The 22,012-nt window shown below is 53.9% G+C and carries 20 protein-coding genes and 1 pseudogene; 10 read left to right on the forward strand and 11 right to left on the reverse strand.

Annotation, left to right across the window (positions count from 1 at the left end; genetic code table 11):
• Positions 1 to 8 precede the first annotated feature (8 nt).
• Positions 9 to 2,264 carry a GumC family protein gene (locus B2U47_RS02775; RefSeq protein WP_296676475.1) on the forward strand — a complete coding sequence of 752 codons (2,256 nt, stop codon included), beginning with the start codon at positions 9 to 11 and terminating at the stop codon, positions 2,262 to 2,264.
• Between the two features lie 4 nt (positions 2,265 to 2,268).
• Here the strand turns inward: B2U47_RS02775 and hrpA are convergent, their stop codons facing one another.
• The 5 genes from hrpA to B2U47_RS02800 all read right to left on the reverse strand — a co-directional run bounded on the left by hrpA (position 2,269) and on the right by B2U47_RS02800 (position 10,553).
• Positions 2,269 to 6,129 carry an ATP-dependent RNA helicase HrpA gene (gene hrpA, locus B2U47_RS02780; protein WP_296676477.1) on the reverse strand — a complete coding sequence of 1,287 codons (3,861 nt, stop codon included), beginning with the start codon at positions 6,127 to 6,129 and terminating at the stop codon, positions 2,269 to 2,271.
• Between the two features lie 48 nt (positions 6,130 to 6,177).
• Positions 6,178 to 7,767 carry a tetratricopeptide repeat protein gene (locus B2U47_RS02785; protein WP_296676480.1) on the reverse strand — a complete coding sequence of 530 codons (1,590 nt, stop codon included), beginning with the start codon at positions 7,765 to 7,767 and terminating at the stop codon, positions 6,178 to 6,180.
• 322 nt (positions 7,768 to 8,089) lie between these two features.
• A complete protein-coding gene (locus B2U47_RS02790; RefSeq protein ID WP_296676482.1) occupies positions 8,090 to 9,310 on the reverse strand; it encodes a GGDEF domain-containing protein in 1,221 nt (406 codons plus the stop codon).
• Between the two features lie 197 nt (positions 9,311 to 9,507).
• Positions 9,508 to 10,236, reverse strand: a complete 729-nt coding sequence (locus B2U47_RS02795; protein WP_296676485.1) for a DUF1287 domain-containing protein — start codon at positions 10,234 to 10,236, stop codon at positions 9,508 to 9,510.
• Positions 10,237 to 10,238: 2 nt separating this feature from the next.
• Positions 10,239 to 10,553 (reverse strand): non-heme iron oxygenase ferredoxin subunit, encoded by a 315-nt coding sequence (locus tag B2U47_RS02800; protein WP_296676487.1) that lies wholly within the window; start codon positions 10,551 to 10,553, stop codon positions 10,239 to 10,241.
• On the opposite strand from B2U47_RS02800, the gene B2U47_RS02805 reads away from it, so the two are divergent.
• Positions 10,552 to 11,427, forward strand: coding sequence for an NAD-dependent epimerase/dehydratase family protein (locus tag B2U47_RS02805; protein ID WP_296676490.1), 876 nt, complete (start codon positions 10,552 to 10,554; stop codon positions 11,425 to 11,427). The two genes, B2U47_RS02800 and B2U47_RS02805, sit on opposite strands and share 2 nt — an antisense overlap.
• On the opposite strand, the gene B2U47_RS02810 is transcribed toward B2U47_RS02805, so the two are convergent.
• Both B2U47_RS02810 and B2U47_RS02815 read right to left on the reverse strand, forming a co-directional pair.
• Positions 11,418 to 11,621 (reverse strand): hypothetical protein, encoded by a 204-nt coding sequence (locus B2U47_RS02810; protein WP_296676494.1) that lies wholly within the window; start codon positions 11,619 to 11,621, stop codon positions 11,418 to 11,420. The genes B2U47_RS02805 and B2U47_RS02810 overlap by 10 nt on opposite strands.
• Before the next feature lie 246 nt (positions 11,622 to 11,867).
• Positions 11,868 to 12,323 (reverse strand): sulfur globule family protein, encoded by a 456-nt coding sequence (locus B2U47_RS02815; protein ID WP_296676497.1) that lies wholly within the window; start codon positions 12,321 to 12,323, stop codon positions 11,868 to 11,870.
• 176 nt (positions 12,324 to 12,499) lie between these two features.
• On the opposite strand from B2U47_RS02815, the gene B2U47_RS02820 reads away from it, so the two are divergent.
• The 8 genes from B2U47_RS02820 to B2U47_RS02855 all read left to right on the forward strand — a co-directional run bounded on the left by B2U47_RS02820 (position 12,500) and on the right by B2U47_RS02855 (position 20,293).
• Positions 12,500 to 13,111 carry a methylthioribulose 1-phosphate dehydratase gene (locus B2U47_RS02820; protein ID WP_296676500.1) on the forward strand — a complete coding sequence of 204 codons (612 nt, stop codon included), beginning with the start codon at positions 12,500 to 12,502 and terminating at the stop codon, positions 13,109 to 13,111.
• 5 nt (positions 13,112 to 13,116) lie between these two features.
• Positions 13,117 to 13,659 (forward strand): 1,2-dihydroxy-3-keto-5-methylthiopentene dioxygenase, encoded by a 543-nt coding sequence (locus B2U47_RS02825; protein WP_296676502.1) that lies wholly within the window; start codon positions 13,117 to 13,119, stop codon positions 13,657 to 13,659.
• Positions 13,659 to 14,348, forward strand: a complete 690-nt coding sequence (gene mtnC / locus B2U47_RS02830) for an acireductone synthase (RefSeq protein WP_296676504.1) — start codon at positions 13,659 to 13,661, stop codon at positions 14,346 to 14,348. Before B2U47_RS02825 ends, mtnC begins: the two co-directional genes overlap by 1 nt.
• 62 nt (positions 14,349 to 14,410) lie before the next feature.
• A complete protein-coding gene (glmU, locus tag B2U47_RS02835; RefSeq protein ID WP_296676507.1) occupies positions 14,411 to 15,784 on the forward strand; it encodes a bifunctional UDP-N-acetylglucosamine diphosphorylase/glucosamine-1-phosphate N-acetyltransferase GlmU in 1,374 nt (457 codons plus the stop codon).
• Entirely contained in the window at positions 15,784 to 17,622 is a 1,839-nt protein-coding gene (gene glmS, locus B2U47_RS02840; protein WP_296676510.1) for a glutamine--fructose-6-phosphate transaminase (isomerizing), read from the forward strand. Before glmU ends, glmS begins: the two co-directional genes overlap by 1 nt.
• A 157-nt stretch (positions 17,623 to 17,779) precedes the next feature.
• A complete protein-coding gene (locus tag B2U47_RS02845; RefSeq protein WP_296676512.1) occupies positions 17,780 to 19,558 on the forward strand; it encodes a SulP family inorganic anion transporter in 1,779 nt (592 codons plus the stop codon).
• A 58-nt stretch (positions 19,559 to 19,616) separates the two neighbouring features.
• Entirely contained in the window at positions 19,617 to 19,850 is a 234-nt protein-coding gene (locus B2U47_RS02850) for a MoaD/ThiS family protein (RefSeq protein ID WP_296676515.1), read from the forward strand.
• Between the two features lie 2 nt (positions 19,851 to 19,852).
• Positions 19,853 to 20,293, forward strand: coding sequence for a molybdenum cofactor biosynthesis protein MoaE (locus B2U47_RS02855; RefSeq protein ID WP_296676516.1), 441 nt, complete (start codon positions 19,853 to 19,855; stop codon positions 20,291 to 20,293).
• Between the two features lie 6 nt (positions 20,294 to 20,299).
• Here the strand turns inward: B2U47_RS02855 and B2U47_RS02860 are convergent, their stop codons facing one another.
• The 4 genes and pseudogenes from B2U47_RS02860 to B2U47_RS02875 all read right to left on the reverse strand — a co-directional run.
• The gene (locus B2U47_RS02860) at positions 20,300 to 20,656 is read right to left on the reverse strand and encodes a hypothetical protein (RefSeq protein WP_296676518.1); all 357 of its coding nucleotides are present in this window, start codon (positions 20,654 to 20,656) and stop codon (positions 20,300 to 20,302) included.
• Between the two features lie 151 nt (positions 20,657 to 20,807).
• The gene (gene moaC, locus B2U47_RS02865) at positions 20,808 to 21,284 is read right to left on the reverse strand and encodes a cyclic pyranopterin monophosphate synthase MoaC (protein ID WP_296676520.1); all 477 of its coding nucleotides are present in this window, start codon (positions 21,282 to 21,284) and stop codon (positions 20,808 to 20,810) included.
• Positions 21,281 to 21,832: a DJ-1 family glyoxalase III gene (locus tag B2U47_RS02870; protein ID WP_296676522.1), complete on the reverse strand. Its 552-nt coding sequence runs from the start codon at positions 21,830 to 21,832 to the stop codon at positions 21,281 to 21,283. The genes moaC and B2U47_RS02870 overlap by 4 nt, the downstream gene beginning before the upstream one ends.
• Positions 21,832 to 22,012 (reverse strand): annotated as a pseudogene (locus B2U47_RS02875) (peptidase S41); the annotation flags it as partial. The gene B2U47_RS02870 and the pseudogene B2U47_RS02875, both read right to left, overlap by 1 nt.

Genomic DNA, 22,012 nt, shown 5'->3' on the forward strand with positions numbered 1-22,012 from the left:
GAATAGCCATGGAAAACTACTACATAACACAGCAATCAAAGGCTCTTGACATCAGGTCGGGGAATAATAGCCAGATTATTGAATATATCCCGGTTGAGGATGCCGCACCCAAGCAAAAAGTTGAAGAATTTGGCATGGGCGAGTTGTGGAAACGCATCATGCAGCGCAAGGGGCTGTTTTTTGCCATAGCAGGCGGTATTTTCCTGTTATCCATCCTGTTTACCATCCTGACTGCACCGACTTACCGTGCCAGCACGACCTTGCAGATTAGTGCGGAAGACATGCGTGACCTCAACATCAATGCTGATAACATGCGTGCGCCGATCAACGAAAAGGATTACTACCAGACCCAATATGAGTTGTTGCGTAGCCGTAATCTGGCAGCGCGGGTGATGGAAGAGCTAGGTATCCAGCAGCAGTTCAGCAATGAGGACGGCTTGCAGTTGAAGCTGTATGGCTGGTTGTCCAGCGTCAAAGAGACCTTGACAGGTGAGCCACTGCCAGCACAACAGCCCAAAACGGAAGAAGACAGGTTTTTGAAGTATTTGCTGGTGCAGCCGGTAGAAAACTCGCAGATTTTCAAGATCAGTTTTGACGATGAGAGTCCACAGGCTGCTGCTACCATTGCCAACTCACTGGCTGAAAACTACATCAAAATGAACCTAGAGCGCCGTTCCGAGGCTGCTTCTTATGCCAAGGAGTTTTTGACCGACCAGTTGAACACTGCCAAGGTCAATTTGGAAGACTCTGAAAACCGCATGGTGGCTTATGCCAAAAAGCAGGGCATCATTACCACTGACGGTCAGTACAAGGAATCACTGAACTCCCAAAGTATTACTGAAATCAACCGTGCCTTTGCTGCTGCCCAAGCTGAACGGATTGCCGCAGAAGCAGCCTACCGCCAGTCACAACACGTCGCAGGGGCTGACCGGACGCTGGAAAACCCCGCTGTCCAGGCGCTGAAAGAACAACTGGCGCGTCTGCAAAGTGACTATCAGGAAAAATCCCAGATGTTCAAACCGGGTTATCCTGAAATGCAGCAGTTGAGCCGTCAGATCAGCCAGTTGCGTAGTGACATCGCCCGTGAGTCTTCCAGCATTGACAGCACTACCCGTGGCTCTTTGCAGGCGGCTTATCAGGCTGCGAAGCAGAAAGAAGACCAGTTACGTGCCGAATTGCAAAAGCAGAAAGGAGCGTTGCTGGATCAGCGTGACAGAAGCGTTGAATACAACACGCTGGAACGTGAAGTAACCGCCAACCGTGAGAACTATGAAGGTTTGCTACAACGCATGAAAGATGTGTCCATTGCCGAAGGCAGTGGCGTGAGCAACGTCCTGGTCGTCGACAAGGCTACGGTTCCCAGCCAGCCTTACAAGCCGAATGTCCTGTTGAACTTGGGGATTGGTACGGTTGCCGGTTTGCTGCTGGGGCTGCTGGCGGCCATTCTGGCTGATATGATGGATGACCGCCTCAGAAGTGTTGAAGACATCAAACGTACCCTGTCGGATGTATCACTGATTGGTGTTATTCCCTTCATGACAGGCAAAAACAACCGCAATGTGCTGGCAACCTCCGGTGACAAGGTGAGTTCCTTCATGCTGGAGGCATTCCGTTCCTTGCGGGAAAATACCTTGTTATTCAAAGCCCCCAGCGAGCACCATGCCCTGATCATGAATGTGACCAGTCCCTCAGCCAGTGAAGGCAAAACCACCACATCGGTCAATCTGGCGACAGTTTTTGCTTATACCAGCAAACGGGTGTTGCTGGTGGATTGTGACATGCGCAACCCTGCCAGCCATGAAAAACTGAATATCAGCAACGGTATGGGTTTGGCAGAATACCTGCGTGGCAGCAATACCCTGCCAGAGATCATGCAGGAAACTACCGTAGAAAACCTGTATGCCGTGACGGCGGGGGATGCGGTTGTCAATCCGACTGAACTGTTGGCTAGTAGCCGTTTTGCCAGCCTGCTGGCAGAGGCTTCCGCCCAATTTGATGTGGTGGTGCTGGATAGCCCGCCGGTCATGGGGCTGGCGGATGCGCTGATCATTTCCAACCGTTCTGACAACACGCTGCTGGTCAGTGCGTTTGGGCAAACCAGCAAGCGCAGCCTGAAAGATGCTTATGAGCGTTTGATGCAGGCACGTACCAATGTGATTGGTACGGTGCTGACCAAAATGAAAGTACCGGAAGTTGCCAAAAAGTACTACGGCTACCCAACCCGTTACCCGCGCAATCCGGGTACGGCAATGGTTCCGCAGTGATCGCTCAGCTTTCTTTCCATAATGTTTCCAACCGCTTGGCTGATACCGGCCTTGCGGTTCCCAGTTCCTGCGCGAACAGCGAAATCCGAAACTCTTCCAGCAACCAGCGGTAATCGTGCAGGTTTTCCCTGCGGGTTGCCGTTGCGTTTCTCCACTGATCCCACCAGGGTTGTATCTGCAAGCGTAACGCCCTGTCCTTGGTCGGGTTCTCCGCCAGTTTTTGCAAACGCCTTTGTATGCCCTTGAGGTAACGCGGAAAGTGCCGCAACTCCTCGGGGCTGATTGCGTCCAGAAAACCGGGGTAGACCAGATGGTTCAACTGGTCGCTGATGTCGTTCATGGCTTCTAGCCAAGCCGGTTGAACCTTGCCTTTCAATTGCTTGCGGATGTCGTGGTACAGCGCCAGTGAGGGTGCGAGCAAACGCACAGCTTCCTGTGCCTGCGGAAATACCTGCTTGCGGCATTCAGCCAGTGCATGGCTAAAACTGTCCTGTTTGCGGATAGTCAGGTAATCCGCAAATGCCTGCCGGAACACATAACGGGCCAGGCTTTCCTTCAATTCTTCACATTTGCCGGTGGCGGCGTAATGCAGGCACAGTGTCTGCATTTGCGGCACATGTTTCGGCAAATCCCTCACTTCAGCGGGCAACGCCAACAGGAACAGGCGTAGCACGCCCTGCCAATGGGCGGCGGTCGCATCCGCCGCATTGTCAAACAGGCGGATGGCAACACCGGATACCGAAGTATCTACCAGTGCAGGCCAGGTTCGCAGTTTCATTCCGCCTGTTTCCAGCCAGTGTGTCTCTGGCAAATCCCCGAAATCCCACCCCATAATGCCGGTACGCTCGATGGACTGGACAGGTTGTGCTGCCAGTTCTTCACGGGTTTGCTCGCGCACCCTGCCGCGCAATTCGTCCAGATCCCGTCCGCTGCGGATCAGTTTGCCGCTATCGTCGGCGACTTCAAAGCGCATCAGCAGATGCTTGTCCAGCAGGACTTCTGCCCAGGCTTCGGGCGGAATACGGCTGCCGGTCATGCGCAACAATTGCTGTTCCACTGCTGCCTGTAACGGCACATCGTCACTCGGCTGGATGGATTCCATGCACGCACGCGCATAATCCGGGGCAGGCACGAACTGCTTGCGTACCTGTTTGGGCAAACCCCGGATCAGTGCGGTAATTTTTTCTTCCAGCATTCCCGGTACCAGGTACTCGAAACGGCAGGCAGCAAGCTGGTTCAGCCCCAGCAGCGGTACACGCACCGTGACACCATCATCGTCGGCCTTGGGGTCGAAGTGGTAACGCAACGGCAGGATCATGCCCTGCACCTGCAAACTGTCGGGGAACAGATGGCTGGTTTCATGTTGGGCGCTGCGCTGCATCAGGTAATCGCGACTCAGGAACAGCAGTCTGGAATCTTTTTGCTCCGCCTGTTTGCGCCAGCGTTCAAACGAATGCCCGTTGACGACTTGTGCCGGGATACGTTCGGCGTAAAAGTCATACAAACGTTGTTCATCCGCCAGAATGTCGCGGCGGCGGCCTTTGGCTTCCAGCGTTTCGATGTCGCTGATCAGCTCGGCATTGTGGCGAGCGAAAGCGGCAGAAGTGCGGTATTCGCCGTACACCAGTGCGTGGCGGATAAACAGTTCGCGGCACACCGGTGGGTCAATCTGGCTGTAACTGACCTTGCGGCGTGGGGTAATGGTCAGCCCATACAGCGCGGTACGTTCAAAGGCAGCAACCTGCGCAGCTTTCTGTTCCCAGTGCGGTTCGGTGTAATGGCGGCGCAGCAAGTGCTGGGCCAGTTGTTCCACCCATTCGGGCTGGATTTTGGCAACCACCCGTGCGTACAGACGGGAAGTTTCCACCAGTTCGGCTGCCATCAGCCATTGCGGAGCTTTTTTGCGCAGGCCGGAGGCAGGAAAAATGTGGAATTTGCGTCCGCTTGCCCCCAGGTATTCGCGTTCCTCATCCTTGAGGCCAATATTGCCCAGCAAGCCAGTCAGCAGGCTGAGGTGGATGGCATCATAGGATGCATCCGCTTCATTTTCCTTTGCCCCCATTTCCGCCAGCATCTGGTGCAACTGGTGGTGGATGTCGTGCCATTCCCGCAGGCGCAGGAACGAGAGAAACTCTTTCTGGCAGAGTTCGCGGAATTTGCGCTGCGACAGGTGTTTGCGTTGTTCGTGAAAGTAGTCCCACAGCTTGAGGAAGCCGAGGAAGTCGGAATCTTCATGCTTGAAACGGCTGTGTTTTTCATCCGCCGCCTGTTGGCGCTCCAGTGGACGTTCGCGTGGGTCTTGCAGGGTCAGGGCACTGACAATGACCAGAACTTCGCGCAACGCACCGTTGTCTTTCGCTGCCAGCAACATGCGCCCGAAACGTGGGTCGAGCGGCAGTTTGGCAAGTTGATGCCCACTGGGGGTGACGCGGTAATCGTCATCCACCGCACCCAGTTCAAACAGCAGCTTGTAACCATCGCGGATCAGGCGGGTATCCGGTGGCTCGACAAACGGAAATTCCTCAACATCGGCAATCCATAGGGCTGCCAGTTGTAAAATGACTGCTGCCAGATTGGTACGCAGGATTTCCGGTTCGGTGAACAGCGGGCGCTTGCTGAAATCTTCCTCGCTATACAGGCGGATGGCAATGCCGTTGCTGACCCGCCCGCAACGCCCGGAGCGCTGGCTGGCAGAAGCCTGCGAAATCTTTTCGATCGGCAAGCGTTGCACTCCCGCCCGCCAGGAATAGCGCGAAATACGGGCGTAACCGCTATCCACCACGTATTTGATGCCCGGTACGGTCAGGGAGGTTTCCGCCACGTTGGTGGATAGTACAATGCGCCGCCGTCCGTGTGGCTCGAAAATGCGGTGTTGTTCCTCGTTGGACAGGCGGGCATACAGCGGCAGGATTTCGGTGGCAGGTGGATGGTGTTTGCGCAGGGCTTCCGCCGTTTCGCGGATTTCACGTTCACCGGGCAGGAACACCAGAATGTCACCGGGAGCTTCGCGCCCCAGTTCATCAACCGCATCCAGAATGGCTTCGGTCTGGTCACGCTCGAATTCTTCCTCACCATCCACATCCACCAGCGGGCGGTAGCGGATTTCTACCGGGTACGTGCGTCCTGATACATTGATGATGGGCGCGTGGTTGAAATGCCGGGAAAAGCGTTCCGGGTCGATGGTGGCGGAGGTGATAATGACTTTCAGGTCACGTCGTTTCGGTAGCAGCCATTTCAGGTAGCCCAGCAAAAAGTCGATGTTGAGGCTGCGTTCGTGGGCTTCGTCAATGATCAGGGTGTCATACTGGTTGAGGAAACGGTCTTGCTGGATTTCTGCCAGCAAAATGCCGTCGGTCATCAGCTTGACGTAACTGTCCGGCGAACAGCGGTCGTGGAAACGTACCTTGTAGCCAACCTGTTGCCCCAGCGGTGTTTTCAGTTCCTCGGCAATCCGTGCCGCCACGCTGCGGGCTGCCAAACGGCGTGGCTGGGTGTGACCGATGAAACCATCCACGCCGCGCCCCAGTTCCAGACACATTTTCGGCAACTGGGTGGTTTTGCCTGAGCCGGTTTCGCCGCAAATGATCACGACCTGATGGCGGCTGATGGCAGCAATAATTTCGTCACGACGGGCAGCGACCGGCAACTCTGCCGGATACTCAGGCTGTGGCAGGTGTTGCTGGCGCAGACTGCGTTTCTGGCTGGAAGCTGCCATGCGTGCCTGCAATTCGAGGGTACGTTTGCTACAGGGTTGTTTTTCCAGTGAGAATAAAGCGCGGCGCAGGGCAAAACGCTCTGCACCGAAACAGGCTTCCAGTTGCTTGCGTAAGGCGTGGATGGCGGGAATGGTTGTATTATTGCTCAAGAGAAAAACGCTATCCGTTCAGGCTCAAAAGCGGCATTGTACCCCGATCTAGGCGGGCTTGGCAGCCAGATGCGCCCGCAGTTCTGCCAAGGTTGCCCATACTGCCGCCAGCGACTGGTGGGAAGACAGTTTGCGCTGGTCGGTACGGGTATCTTCCTTGAGTATTGCCGGGTTGCAATGCAGCATTTGTTGTAATTCGCTGATGGCTCGTTCTGTACGCCCCAGTTTGTAGAGGCTGGTCGCCCGCGCCAGTTCACCCCAGTAACCGAAATCCTGGATGCGTTCTGCCAGCAGCAGGGCTTGGTTGTAATCCTGCTGTTTAAAGGCGTGCAGGAAGGGTAGTACGTAATACCAGGATGGCTGGTTAAACGGAATCGCCAGAATTTGCTGGATCAGGCTAATCCCCTGCTCCCACTCTCCCATCAGGCACAAGCCCAGCCCATAAAGGTATTCGCAGGCCGTATCAAACGGGTTGGCCTGACGGGCGGTTTCCAGCTCTGCCAGCGACAGGGGATAGTCGTCCCGGTAATAACAGTTGTGTGCAAACACGGAATGGGCTTCTGCATTGCCGGGGTCTAGCTTCAGCGCCATGCGGGCGGAACGGGTCCATTCTGCATCCAGATTGGTGATCAGGTTGTATTGCAAAACATGGTCATAGCCGCACAAGCGAGCCAAGATCACCAGCGCCTTGCTGTCATCGGGAAAGTTTTTCAGGCGTTGGTGGCAGGATTCCAGTACGGTGGCAAAACTGTAACGGCTGGTATCCCGCAGGAATGCCACATAATGGATCAGCACCTGTTGTGAAACGGGTAGCGGTGGGTGGGCAAGCTGGTATTCGCACCAATGGCGCAGGATTGCGCCCGAATGCAGGGAAACGGCATTGGCTACCAGCCAGCGATACAGGTCATTCAGGGCTTCCTGGCTTGGCTGGACGGGCAGGACAAACTGATCAGCCCAGATAATTTCATCGCTGATGGTATGCACCAGTGTGTAATGCAGGATGAGATTGCCCTGCTTGTCAGTATTCATGTCACAGGTTAGCAGGTAGTCAGCCCGGTAGGTCTGTTGCAAGTGCAGGAGAAACTGCCGGGTCGGCATTTGTCGGGGTTCCAGGGTGGCGGATGATACCAGACGGATGTTTCTGAAACGGCTCAAAACCAGTAGCAGATCACCCCGCAGTTTGTAGAGGAGGGGCGGGTGGTGTTCGGCAAGTTCATCCGCGATCTGGAAGTGGGCAAACAGGCGCGGGCCTTCCGATACCCTGGATGGGTAGTTGTCGTCAATGATGCAAGACGGGACAGGTTCCGGTAGTGGGCTGATTTCTACCTGATAGCTACCTCGGGGTATGGAAATGCTCATCGTGCTACCCGGCGGCGGTGCTGCGTAGTAGTCTTCCAGCAGTTTGCGCAAGCGGCCTGCTTCAATACGCACCACAGGGTTGAAAACCGGGGAAAAATCCTTCGGTTTACCTAGGGCATGAATGGCAATAGTGTACTGGCTAAGCTGATCCCCTCGTCCTGCCAGTGTTTCCTGAACACTGTACTGCAAAAAGCGCTTGATCAGTTTGCGTGCGCGAAAAGAAGGGCTGGCAAGCAGCCGTCCCAGCTCTTCGCTGACCTGTTGTTTGTCTGGAACCACGTATGACAACCCCTACCCACGCTTCTGTATAGCTGATGAATAAGTAATCGTTAGGTTTTTCATCAAGTTGCCCGTCAGGAAGGCCATTTGTGTGGATGGCATTTCAGCTCCTGTTTTTTGTGTTTTTTCTTTGAAAATGTTTTTACCACGGATGTGGCGGCTATTTTATAGCAGAAAAAACCCCGTCAAGTAAACTGAATATTGATGCCGCAAGCCCTTGAATAACAATAAAATATGACGTTAGTCAACAATGATTCGGTAACATTTCCATTGTTACTATGAATTTACGAAATATTTATTTTACATCTCTGTGTGATCTGTATTAGGCAGCGTTGGAGTTGATGGCAGCGGGCAGGCTGAGTTTGATGGCAGCTTGTCCACATTTTTCACGAGCTACCTGATTACGACCGTTACGTTTGGCACGGTACAGGGCGCGATCGGCAGCGCTCAACAGCATGGCAGGGTAAACCAGTTCGGCATCCGGGGAGGTTTGCTGCTGGTCACGCGGGGAGCTGGGAGTGCAGCAGGAAACACCAATACTGACCGTGACAATGCGTGGAATCGCCCCATCAGAATGAGGGATGCGTTGCTCTTCCACATTTTTGCGCAGGCGTTCTGCCAGAATTGTTGCATCATCCAGCGAGGTATCAGGCAGCAGGATGACAAATTCCTCACCGCCATGTCTGGCAACCACATCCGAAGCGCGGCGGGCGACAGCCTTGATGGATTGGGCAATGATTTGCAGGCACTGGTCGCCTGCGTGATGCCCGTGCCGGTCGTTGTAGCGTTTGAAATGGTCTACATCAATCATCAGCAAAGCGATGTTTTTATTTTCACGTGCAGCCCGCCGCCATTCAGTCTTGAAAATTGCATCGAAATAGCGGCGATTGGCAATCTGTGTGACAGGGTCGGTATTGGCCTGTTCCTGCATTTGCAGTTGTGTTGCCTGCAATTCCTGCAAGACGTGGGTGATGGAGCGCGAAGCCATGACCAGCAAGGTTGCCAATACCAGCACGGCGGCTGCCAACGATTGGTGGGTAGCATCGCCTAGCAACAGCAGATTGAGGGTGGTGGGCAACAGGATGATGCCAATTTGCAGGTACAGGGCGAAACGCGACACTGCCAGCACTGGCATGGTGGCAATAACGGCTCCAGCCAGCAACAGTACATGCATGGCTTGCACCAGCTCCTGCTGCGAGAACAGGATAAAACCGGAAACACCCCACAAGGCGCTGATCAGCGTGGAGTACACCAGAAAGCGTTGCCCGAAATCGCCCAGCTCATCGTCCGAATAATGGCGGGCTGACAAAAAACGTTGCCCGAATGCCCAGCGCACCATGCCGATGGCAACGACAGCAGTGTACCAGATCAGCAATAGCAGCATGTCCGGCTCGCCTTCCACCCAGCGCAACAGCACAAACAGGCTGGCAGCAAACAGATTGCCCCACAACCAGATGGAGCCATGACGGAAAAGATAGGCAATCTGTCCGTGTGTGACGGCGACAGGAAGTTTGCTGGATGCATCGGTTTTGTTCTTATTCATTCTGAGCTCTGTTGTTAGCCGGTATTTGCGCCTTGGCAGGCCACCCCGTTGGCGGCCAAGACTGACTATAGTGCAAGTTGGTTTGGCATACGCATTTTTATTAAATTCTGCGTGCAATCATAGGGGTAAATTATTGGGAATGACAAGCTGAAAAATACAGCTTGTCTTGTCGGGCAGGTGCGTAACCGTGCCGAAATTCAAGGTCGGGGGGCTTGCCGGGTGGTTTTGGTGTCTGCCGGGGCATTGAAATAACGGTAATGTCCAATAATTGGCCAGAAAAACAGGGCGTCTTCGATATTGGTTCCGTAGGCAACGTTATGCCCCATTAACGGGCGTCCGTCCGGGGTTTTGTAATGGCTGACAATGCCAATATGGCCTTGCCCATTGCCCAAATCCCACGCTACTACATCCCCCGGCAGGTAATCTTCCGCATTGTAGGTGACAGGTAGCGATTTGCCTTGCCGCTCGAAAAACGTCATCAGGTTATAAACACGGCGGTGGTCGATGTTGGTATCCGGGGCTTTCATTCCCCATCTTTTCGGGTACTGCCTGAAATTTTTTCGCATGTCGTCATGCAGTGCCTGTTGCAGGTCAACACCTTGGGCGCGGAATGCCCGTACCACCACATCCGCACAGACTCCGGTGCTTTCCGGGACATCGCCACCCGGATATTTGAGGCGCACGTAGGAAGGGTCATAGCTGCGGGTTACTTCCGTTTGGCGGTAAACCGACTCCAGCAGCTTTTCAACATGCCGGGGAATGACCGGCTTGAGGACAGGTGGTGGAGGTGTCACTTGCGGCGTTGGGGGAATCAGGATGCTGCCTGGGGGAGGCGGCAGGATGAAATGCCGGTACGCCCAGATTCCCGCCACCAGCACGGCAATGACAAGCAACAGCAGCAGGATGAGGCGGCGTAACAGGCGCATGGTTAGAGTGTGATCAGGATGCGCCCGTCAAACAGGCTGACAGGATAGGTTTGCAACGGAACATCGGCAGGCTCTGCCACAGGTTCGCCAGTTTTGACGTTGAATTCGCCACCATGCAGTGAGCAATGTACCCTGTCACCTTTCAGGCAGCCAAGGTACAGCGACGAATCACCGTGGGTGCAACGGTCATCAACGGCGTAAAATTCCCCGTTTACATTGCAGACCAGAATGCGTTTGCCATTGCCAGCCTCGACCCGTTTGGTTTTGCCGGGTTTGATTTCGTTTATACTGCCTGCATCAAGTCGGGAGTTGTTCATGGATATTGTCAACCGCAATGTGTGGATTATGGGGTGTGGCGACATTGGTCGCCGGGTGGCACGGTTATACCAAAACGAGGGAACCAAGGCCATAGGCTGGGTACGCAGTGAGGAATCGCTCCAGTTGGGGTTGGCGCAAGGGTTTGCCATGCGCAAGGGCGATGTGGATCGTGGCAGTTTTTTCCCGATTTTTGCGCTGGATGAGGCACTGGTGTACTGGTTCATGCCGCCTCAGCCGAGCGGGGAGCTGGATGAACGCATTCGCCGTTTCCTCAAGGGGGTGGATGCGGCTCCCCATCGGGTAGTGCTGATCAGTACTACGGGGGTGTACGGTGATTGCGGTGGGCGCTGGATAGATGAAACCGAGCCGCTGAAACCGTTGGCAGCCCGTGCCAAACGCCGTGCGGATGCTGAAGCCGCCGTGCAGGAATGGGTGGCACGTTTTGGTGGGGAAAGCGTGATCCTGCGTGTTCCCGGCATTTATTCCCAGGATCGTTTACCGCTGGAGCGCCTGCAACGGGGTGAGCCGGTCGTGTGTGAGGCAGAAGCACCGTGGACTAACCGCATTCATGCCGACGATCTGGCGATGGTGTGCAAGCGGGCGATGGAAGTTGCTCCATCCGGCTCCATTTACAATGCTACCGATGGCAACCCGTCCAGCATGACCGCTTATTTCAATCAGGTAGCGGATTTTGCTGGTTTGCCACGTCCGCCCCAGATCAGCATGGCTGAAGCACAAGGAGCCATGAGTGCTGGTATGTTGTCGTATTTGCAGGAATCCCGGCGTATCAGCAATGACAAACTGTTACGCGAATTGAAGATGGAATTGCGTTACCCGAGTCTGGCAGCAGGGTTGGCTGTTGCTCAGGGCTGATGTTCCCCGCTGTCAGCCAGAATCAGGTTGATCCCCAGTGTTAGCAGCACGAGGATGCCAAACATTTCGAGCACATCATCCATGGGGAGATGCAGGATGGTGACAGCGTAGAAAAAAATGACAAGCAGGTAGTGCTGGGCATCGCGCAGTGCCGTCAACGTTGAATCAATAATTTCAATAATGAAATCAATCATCTGTTAGCCTTGCTCTTGGTGCTCGCTAATGGGGTATCAATCGGCTTGATCAAAAAATAGCCTAATTGATACAGGCTAGCGCGTGCAGGCTGAACGCAGGATTAGTGGCAATGAAAAGTCAGAAAACAGAAACGAAAAAAGCAAGAGAGCTACCCCGAAGGATAACTCCCTTGCTAGGGAGCTTAAGGTGTAATCGAACAGGTAGCACCTAAGCGCTACCTGCCGACGGTTTTCCCACCTTGGAAATTATTGGGCAGTAGCTGGCGCTGGTGCAGCAGCAGGTGCTTGCTGAGGAGCAACCGGCATGGCTGGAGCCATCATTGGAGCGCCGTTTTTGGCAGTGTTGCTGTAGCCGTAAGCATTGCCGTTGCCATCGCCGTAGCCATAACCGTTGCCAGCAGCGTACCAGTCACCGTTGCCTTTACCGTTGGCAGCCATGTCGGTATCCATGTCGGTTTTGCCTTTGCCTTTGAAGTTGATGCTGAATTCAACTTCGCCGTCAGCAGTGCCTTTGCCGCGACCCCAGCCATTTACGTCGCCGTTGCCTTTGCTGTAACCGTTACCGTTGGCAGCCGTTGTGCCAGTGCCGTTACCGTAGCCGTTGCCAGCGCCAGAACCGTTGTCAAAGCCGTCGAAGAATTCAGCAGAAGCAGCGCCAGAGAAAGCGATCAGGGCAGCGAAAGCGATAGTTTGCAGTTTCATGAATTTTGTCTCCTAGCGAAAATGTTTCAAGTGATGTTTGAGTATGAGATAATTCTAATATTAGAGTTTTCTAATGTAAAGAACTTTTTTGGACTTTCCCGGTACTTTTTGCAAATCGTCTGACAAACGGGCGTAATGCTGCGAAAATGCTATGCTTTGTTGCCATGAGTAACCTTATGCACGACACATTGTCACGCTTGCGCAGCGAACTGATTGCTGCCGGGCAGTTTTTTCATGCACGCGGCTGGGTTCCTGCGACCAGTAGCAATTTTTCCGCCCGTCTGGGTGATGCGGAGATCCTGATTACCAGTTCCGGGCAGCATAAGGGCAGGCTGGATGAGAACGGTTTCCTGCGGGCAGATTTGCAGGGCATTTCGCTGGAAGAGGGTAAGCGCCCGTCGGCGGAAACCGGGTTGCATACCTTGATGTACCAGCGTGATTCTGCGGTCGGTTGCGTGTTGCATACCCATTCGGTCAATGCCACGGTGTTGTCGATGCGGCTGGATGAAGTGGTATTTGCAGGGTATGAAGTACAGAAAGCGTTTCCGGGGATTGATACGCATGAAAGCCGTGTGGTGATTCCGGTTTTTCCCAACAGTCAGGATATTCCTGCGCTGGCGGAGGAGGTCGGCAGGTATCTGGATCAGTATCCGCGAACGGTGGGCTATCTGATCCGGGGACATGGTTTGTATACCTGGGGGGCGACAGTGACGGATACCCAACGCCATATCGAAGCGATGGAGTTTTTGTTTGAATGTGTTTACCGGCAGATGTTGCTGGACAGGTGAGGACGATGAGCGAATTGAAAATTTACGCGGATAGCGACCCGCAAGCAGCACAAACCTATAGCGATTACGCCACCATCAGTGAACTGTTGCAGGGTAAGGGGGTGCGTTTCGAGCGCTGGCAGGCGAATGCGCCACTGACGGATGCTTCCACACAAGATGAAATCATTGCGGCCTACCATGCAGATGTGGAGCGCTTGATGGCTGAATACGCTTTCCAAAGCGTGGATGTGATCAGCCTGACCCCGGAACACCCTGACAAGACAGCGCTGCGGCAGAAATTCCTCAATGAGCACACCCACTCGGAGTTTGAGGTACGTTTCTTTGTCGACGGGCAAGGTTTGTTTTTCCTGCATCTGGGTGATCAGGTGTATACGGTGTTGTGTGAAAAAGGCGACCTGATCAGCGTTCCGGCGGGGGCTACCCACTGGTTTGATATGGGGCCGAATCCGCGTTTCAAGTGCATCCGCCTGTTTACCAACCCGGAAGGCTGGGTGGCGAATTTTACCGGTAGTGATATTGCGGAACGTTTCCCGCGTCTGGAGAACTGATGGGCATCAAGGCGATCTTGACGGATATTGAGGGTACGACTACCAGCCTGTCGTTCGTCAAGGATGTGCTGTTCCCTTATGCCGACCAGTACATGCACGAATTTGTGGTGGCACACCGTACTGATCCAGCAGTCGCTAAACTGGTGGATGATGTGCGTATGGAGGTGGGCAAGCCCAATCTGTCGCTGCTGGAGGCCATTGCCCAGTTGCGCGAGTGGATTGCCGAGGACAAAAAAATTACCCCGCTCAAGGCGATTCAGGGGCTGATGTGGGAGGAAGGCTACCGCAAAGGGGCTTTCACCGGGCATGTCTATGAGGATGCTGTACGCAACTTGCGTCTCTGGCATCAACAGGGCTTGTCGTTATTTGTCTATTCTTCCGGTTCGGTTCATGCGCAAAAGTTGTTGTTTGGCTATTCGGATGCGGGTGATATGACACCGTTGTTCAGCGGTTATTTTGACACCCATATCGGGCACAAACGCGAGGCGCAAGCGTATCAGCGTATTGTTGTTGAGGTTGGCTTGCCTGCGGATAACATCCTGTTTTTGTCGGACATCCGTGAAGAACTGGATGCCGCACGGCAGGCGGGGTTGAAAACCTGTTGCCTTGTCCGTGAAAACCAGCCAACCGACGGCTTGCAGCACCCTTGGGTGACATCTTTTGACACAATCGACACAAGCCGGGTTTAGCGTGGCGCACGCATATTGACTATAATTCACGACACAATAAATAGCAGTCTGGTTAATTATTCATGAATATATTCCCTCTTATTCTCGCTGCGGGTCAAGGAACCCGGATGCGTTCCTCCCTGCCCAAAGTACTCCATCCCGTTGCAGGCAAGCCCATGTTACAACACGTGGTTGATGCCTGTGCCAGCTTGCCGGGTGGTCAGGCTGGTATGGCGGTTGTGTATGGGCACGGTGGCGAACTGGTGCGTGAACGTATTTCCGGCAACAACCTTCAGTGGGCTTTGCAGGCGGAGCAAAAGGGCACAGGTCATGCGGTAGCGCAGGCTATCCATTTGGCGGGTGACACAGATGTGGTGCTGATTGCTTACGGTGATGTTCCCCTGATCCTGCCTGTCACCCTGCAACGGCTGGCACAAGGCTTGCAGGATGCTTCCCTGTGTATCCTTACTACCCAACTGGCAAACCCGACCGGCTACGGGCGCATCGTGCGCAATGCTGGCGGTCAGGTGCAGGCGATTGTGGAAGAAAAGGATGCCAATGATGCGCAGCGCAACATTACTGAAGTGAATACTGGCTTTATTGCAGCACGCGGTGCTGACCTGAAACGCTGGTTGCAACAGCTTACCCCGCAGAACGCGCAGGGCGAATACTACCTGACCGATTGCGTTGGGCTGGCGGTGGCGGAAGGTGGCAACATCAATACGGTATTATGTGCTGACCCGCTGGAAGTGGAAGGTGCTAACAACCGCGTGCAGCTTGCCCGTCTGGAACGTGCTTGCCAGCAACGTCAGGTGGAAACCCTGATGTTGGCGGGGGCAACGGTGGCAGACCCGGCTCGCCTTGACATTCGTGGTACGGTCGCAACCGGGCAGGATGTCTTCATCGACGTGAACGTGGTACTGCAAGGCAAGGTGACGCTGGGTAACAACGTCATTATCGAAGCCAACTGCGTGATCCAGGATGCGGACATTGGCGATAACGTCCACATCAAGTCACATTCGGTGATTGAAGACGCAGTAATCGCAGCAGGTTGTGACATTGGCCCATTTGCCCGCTTACGCCCCGGTACGGTGCTGGCAGAAAACGCCCGCATCGGCAATTTCGTCGAAACCAAAAAAGCCCGCATCGGCAAAGGTAGCAAGGTCAATCACCTCAGCTACATTGGCGATACCGAGATGGGGGCAGGTGTCAATATCGGTGCAGGCACGATTACCTGCAACTATGATGGTGCAAACAAGCACAAGACTGTGATTGGCGACAAGGTATTCGTCGGTTCCTGTACTCAACTGGTTGCACCTGTCAGTGTAGGTGATGGAGCTACCATCGGCGCCGGTTCCACCATCACCAAGGATGCGCCTGCCGGGGAGTTAACCCTGTCCCGCGCCAAGCAAATGACAATGAAAGGCTGGCAGCGTCCGGTCAAGGAGAAAAAATAATGTGTGGTATCGTTGGAGCCATTGCGCAACGTCCGGTGGTGGAAATCCTGCTGGAAGGTCTGCGCCGCCTCGAATACCGGGGGTATGATTCAGCCGGGGTTGCGGTCGTGCGTGAAAGTGGCGATCTGGTGCGTAGTCGTGCTGTGGGCAAGGTGGCAGCATTAATGGAGCGTCTGGAAGCCGAACCCGTCGATGGCAAACTGGGTATTGCCCACACCCGCTGGGCTACCCATGGGGTTCCGGCAGAACGCAATGCCCACCCGCATTTCAGCGGTGAATGGGTTGGTCTGGTACATAACGGCATTATCGAAAACCATGCGGAATTGCGGGAACGCTTGAAAAACGATGGCTACCGCTTCGATTCCGACACCGATACCGAAGTGGTTGCGCATCTGATTGAGGTATTCCGCCGCAAAGGTTTGAATATGATGGATGCAGTGATGGCGGCTCGCTGCGAATTGCAGGGCGCTTATGCATTGGCGGTAATTTCTCCCAACGAATCTGACACCCTGATTGTGGCTCGCCAAGGCAGCCCGCTGGTCATCGGTCTGGGCATTGGTGAGAATTTCATTGGTTCCGACATCCAGGCATTATTGCCCGTCACCAGCCGTTTCATTTATCTGGAAAACGGTGATGCTGCACGGATTACCCGCCACAAGGTAGAGATTTTTGATGCCAATGGTGAGCGTGTCAGCCGTCCCGTCAAGGAATCCAACGCTTCCCTGTGTTCCGCTGAACTGGGCGAATACCGCCATTTCATGCTCAAGGAAATTTTCGAGCAGCCGCAATCAGTTGCCGCCACGTTGGAAAACCGTCTGGCTGGCGACCACGTGTTACCTTCCTTGCTGGGAACACCGGATGCACTGGCAAAACTGGCGCAGGTGGAAGAGATCCAGATCATTGCCTGTGGAACCAGTTATCACGCAGGTCTGGTTGGGCGTTACTGGATTGAGGCCAATACCGACATTCCCTGCCATGTGGAAGTGGCAAGCGAATACCGTTACCGCCGCCAGCCACCGCGCAAAAATATGCTGTTCGTGACCATTTCCCAGTCCGGTGAAACTGCCGACACGCTGGCGGCACTGGAAAAAATCAAGGAAAGTCACGGTGCTTTGGCAACCCTGACCATTTGCAATGTGGCGGAAAGTTCCCTGACTCGCGAGTCCGACATGTCATTGATGACGTTGGCGGGGCCGGAAATTGGGGTGGCTTCCACCAAGGCATTCACTACTCAACTGGTGGCTCTCCAGTTGCTGATGACCTTGCTGATGCAGGCCAAGGGTGCTGATCAGGCCAATGTTGCACAAGTGGTGGCTGATTTGCGCAAACTGCCTGCTTTGCTGGAGCGGGTGCTGGACATGAACCAGTCCATTGAAGCCATGGCAGAACGTTTCATCGAAAAACACCATGCGCTGTTTTTGGGGCGTGGTGAACTGTATCCGGTGGCGATGGAAGGGGCGCTCAAGCTCAAGGAAATTTCCTACATCCATGCGGAAGCCTATCCCGCCGGGGAACTCAAACACGGCCCGCTTGCGCTTGTCGACAGTGAAATGCCGATTGTCACGGTAGCACCCAACACAGTCTTGCTGGAAAAACTAAAGTCCAATCTGGAAGAAGTCCGTTCGCGGGGTGGTGAGCTGTATGTGTTTGCTGACAAAGCGGCACATATTGCTGCTACTGATAGCCTGCATGTGCTGGATATGCCGCATGTGCCGGAGTTGCTGGTTCCGGTGGTGTATACCATTCCCTTGCAACTGTTGTCCTACCATGTGGCAGTACTCAAGGGTACGGATGTGGACAAACCTCGTAACCTCGCGAAGTCCGTGACAGTCGAATAGTATTGAAGAATCCTATGGTAGGCAGGCTTCAGCATTGAATCTGTTTACTGTCGGTCGTGCAGGAACTTCAGTATAATCTTATATTCTAATAAACCAGCGGTTGCCCCGCTGGTTTCTTTTTAGGGTAATGCAGAAATAATGTGGAGGCAGGCAACAGATGGGCAACTGGTTGATGTCGCTGTTAAGCGACTGGAAAGACCGTTTTACACCTTATAAAGGATGGATCGGTGAACTAAAAAATCCTGAGGTATTAAAGGCAGATGCAATGGCAGGTTTGACCGTTGCGTTGGTGCTGATACCCCAGTCAATGGCGTATGCGCAACTGGCGGGTTTACCTGCTTATATCGGTTTGTATGCCTCGTTCCTGCCGGTCATGATTGCTGCCCTGTTTGGCTCTTCCCGCCAGTTGGGTACGGGGCCGGTGGCGGTGGTTTCCCTGATGTCAGCAGCCGCCATGCAGCCGTTTGCTGCGCAGGGTGTGCCTGTTGAAACCATCATTATTTATTCAGCTCTGTTGGCGCTCATGATTGGTGTGTTCCAGTTGTCGCTGGGGTTGTTGCGCATGGGGGTACTGGTTGACTTCCTGTCGCATCCGGTGGTGGTTGGTTTTACCAATGCCGGGGCTTTGATCATTGCCACTTCCCAGGTGCCGAAACTGTTTGGGTTGGGGGTCAAGGCTGACCAGTTTGAGCATTCCTATGAATTCTGGTGGGCAACCCTGATTTCCCTGCCTGATACCAAGCTGACTACCTTGTCGATCGGGGCATTTGCATTACTTACCCTGATAGTTCTGAAAAAGTATGCGCCCCGTCTGCCGGGTGTACTGATTACGGTTGCTGTTACTACCTTGTTGTCTTGGGTAGTTGATTACAAAGGGTTGGGAGGTAGTGTGATTGGCACAATCCCTGAAGGTTTGCCTTCCTTCTCCCTGCCGGTAGTGGAAATGAGTTTCCAGACCTTTAGTTCGCTGGCAATGACGGCGGCTGTCATCGGTCTGATTGGTTTCGTGGAGGCAATTTCTATCGCCAAGGCGATGGCTTCCCAGACCCGCCAGCGTTTGTCCGCCAATCAGGAACTGGTGGGGCAGGGCTTGGCAAACATTGCTTCAGGGGTATTCAGTGGTTATGCCGTGTCTGGTTCGTTCTCCCGTTCTGCGGTTAACTTTGCAGCAGGTGCAATGACGGGTTTCTCATCGGTTGTCACCGGGGCGTTGGTGGCTTTGACGCTGCTGTTCCTGACGCCATTGCTCTATCACTTGCCACAGGCTACGCTGGCGGCAGTGATCATCATGGCGGTTGTTAACCTGATCAAGATTGCGCCGATCAAGCACGCATGGAAAGTGGAACCACATGACGGGATTGTCGCAGTTGTTACTTTCGTTGCCACGCTGGCATTTGCCCCGCATCTGGACAAAGGCATCTTGTTGGGTGTGGTCTTGTCACTGGGGCTATTCCTGTACCGCACCATGAGTCCGAATCTGGTGGAGGTAGCGCGTGATGTAGATGGCACGATGCGTGATGCCAAGGCGCATAACCTCAAAACCAGTGACACGGTGGCGGTGTATCGTTTTGATGGTGATTTGTACTTTGCCAATACCGGTTATATGGAAGGCAAACTGTTGAACAATGTAGCGCAAAAACCCAGCTTGAAAGTACTGGTGCTGGATATGGAATCCATTGACCAAGTAGATTCAACGGGTGAAGAAATGCTGGAAAAGCTGTCTGATCGCCTCAAGTCTGCCGGTATCGAGTTCTATATTGCTCGCGTCAAGTTCCGGGTATATGAAGCCTTCCAGCGTTCTGGCCTGGCGCGGCATATCGGCGAAGACCGTTTCTTCCGCGAGCGCAAGTATGCCCTGAACCATGCCAAGGAGTTGTTGGGGGATGCTATCGACATTGAACCTTTCAGAACCTATATGCCACTGGAAAGCAAATAAGGTATCCTTGAAAAGGTCGCGCAAGCGGCCTTTTTCATATTGGCGGGAGGCCATGCTCATGTCGATAAAGGTTCTGTTTTTTGCCAGTTTGCGCGAACGTCTCGGGCGTGGCGATGTGCAACTGGATGCATCATCACCCTTGAGTATTGCAGAAGTCTGGCAGCAAGCGAGCGGGGAGATTTGCCTGCCTGCCAATGTACTGGTTTCCATCAATCAGACGTATGCTGATGCGACAGCCCAAGTACAGCCAGGCGATGAAGTGGCTTTTTTCCCTCCTGTGACCGGGGGGTGAGCATGATAGCTGTGGAACTGCATGACGGGTCGTTTGATCCGTGGCGCTATCTGACAGATTGGCAACAAACCCGGCAACTGTCCGCCCGTTCCGGGGCAACAGCGGTGTTTGTGGGAACCATGCGGGATTTTAATGAAGGGGATGATGTCCAGTCCATGTATCTGGAGCATTACCCCGGCATGACGGAAAACCAGCTCCACGCCATTGCTGCTGATGCACAACAAACCTGGTCACTGGATGATGTTTGTATTGTGCACCGGACTGGTGAAATTCGTCCTGCTGATGCCATTGTACTGGTGGCTGTCTGGTCGGCGCATCGCGCAGAAGCCTTTGCAGCTTGTCGGCATATCATGGAAGTCCTCAAACACCACGCACCCTTCTGGAAAAAGGAAACACTCCGCAACGGGACTACCCGCTGGGTGGATAAAAATACACCGGGCTAAAAGGGCTTAGTCCATTGGCAAGGTGATGGTTTTTTCTGTGTCTGTTTCGATCTTGAAGCTGGTTTCCCTGATCTTGTCGTTGAGTTCCACCCGTGCCAGATAACGTCCGGCAGGCAGATAAACCGTACCGCTGTGCCCCGGTAAGGTTTCAACCGGATGGCGTCTTTCACGGTCGGTATATTGGTAAATAAGCCAGCGTCCCGGTAGCAGGGCAGCGCGGTTACTGATGGTGGCAACCAGTGTAACCCGGCTTTTCAGGTTGGTATCCGCAGCCGTGGCAGGGGCAATAGCGCCAGTGGCACAGAATAAAATGGTGGCTAGCCCCGATGAGATGACAACTCGGGAAGAACGCATGATGTGCATACTTTCCCCTCCTGTGTGATTACTTATGGACAGGCGAATCTACTTTTCCACACCCCTTGGTGGAAATTTCCCCATAAACATCTGGTGTTTTAGGTTGCCCGCCTGATGTGTAAAAGTTAAACATATCGGGCAAGAGAAGTACAGGTTGAAATTACGAACGATTCCACGCGCCTGATTTACCGCCTGATTTGTGTAGTAACTGGATGCTTTCCATCGACATGCCTTTGTCAACAGCTTTGCACATATCGTAAATGGTCAGCAAGGTAATCTGGACGGCGGTCAGGGCTTCCATTTCCACGCCGGTTTTACCGTGTGTTTCCACTGTGGCTTGACAATGGATGCGGGGTGGATTGTCAGCGGGCTGAAGTTCGACTTCCACATGGGTCAATGCCAGCGGATGGCATAGCGGGATCAGGTCAGCGGTTTTTTTGGCAGCCATGATTCCGGCAATGCGGGCAATGCCCAGTACATCGCCTTTTTTGTGGTCGCCTTGCAGGATTTTGGCAAGCGTGCCTGCCTGCATGGTGATGTAACCGCCAGCGATGGCAATACGCTGAGTTGGTTGCTTGTTGCCAACATCAACCATATGCGCCTGACCCCGGGCATTGAAGTGGGTAAATTCACTCATGGTCGCTGCAAGGGGGCTTCGACTTGATCACGGGTAGCTTTGCCTAGCAGGGTTTCAATCAGTTGCAGGGCAAAATCCAAGGCAGTACCGGGGCCGCGCGAGGTGATGATATTGCCATCAATTTCTACAGGATTACGGGTCAGTGTGACCTTGCTGGTATCCATGCTTGCCAATGCGCCCGGATAAGCCGTGAGTTTGCGTCCGTTGATACTGCCGTTTGCCACCAGCACTTTCGGGGCGGCGCAAATGGCTGCAAGCGGTTTGTTGGCAGCAACTTGCTGGTTAATGAGCTGGTGAATGCGCGGGTCTGCATTCAGGTGGTCGGCTCCCGGCAGGCCACCCGGCAAAACAACCATGTCGAAATGCTCTGCCATGACCTCTGACAATTCACGATCTGCCAACAGCACTGTACCACGGGAACATTTCACCGGCCCACTGCACAGGCTGGCGCTTATCACTTCGACCTGCGCACGGCGTAACAGGTCGATGATGGTAACGGCTTCCAGTTCTTCGCAACCTTCCGCCAATGGGATAAGCACGCGCGGCATTACATGACCTTTTCGGTACTGGCTTCTTTAGGAGGTAGTGGGTCGGTTTTGGTGCGGTTTATGACCAAATCCATGCCCTTGAGGATGTTGAGAGCCTCAAACAACTGGTAATCTTCTTCTGCCAGAGGCTTTTTGTCCTTGTCAGCAGTTGTGTTGTCTTTGGCTTCCTTGCTGTCCTTG

This window comes from Thiothrix sp. UBA5583, assembly GCA_002425225.1.
GTDB classification, from domain to species: domain Bacteria; phylum Pseudomonadota; class Gammaproteobacteria; order Thiotrichales; family Thiotrichaceae; genus Thiothrix; species Thiothrix moscowensis.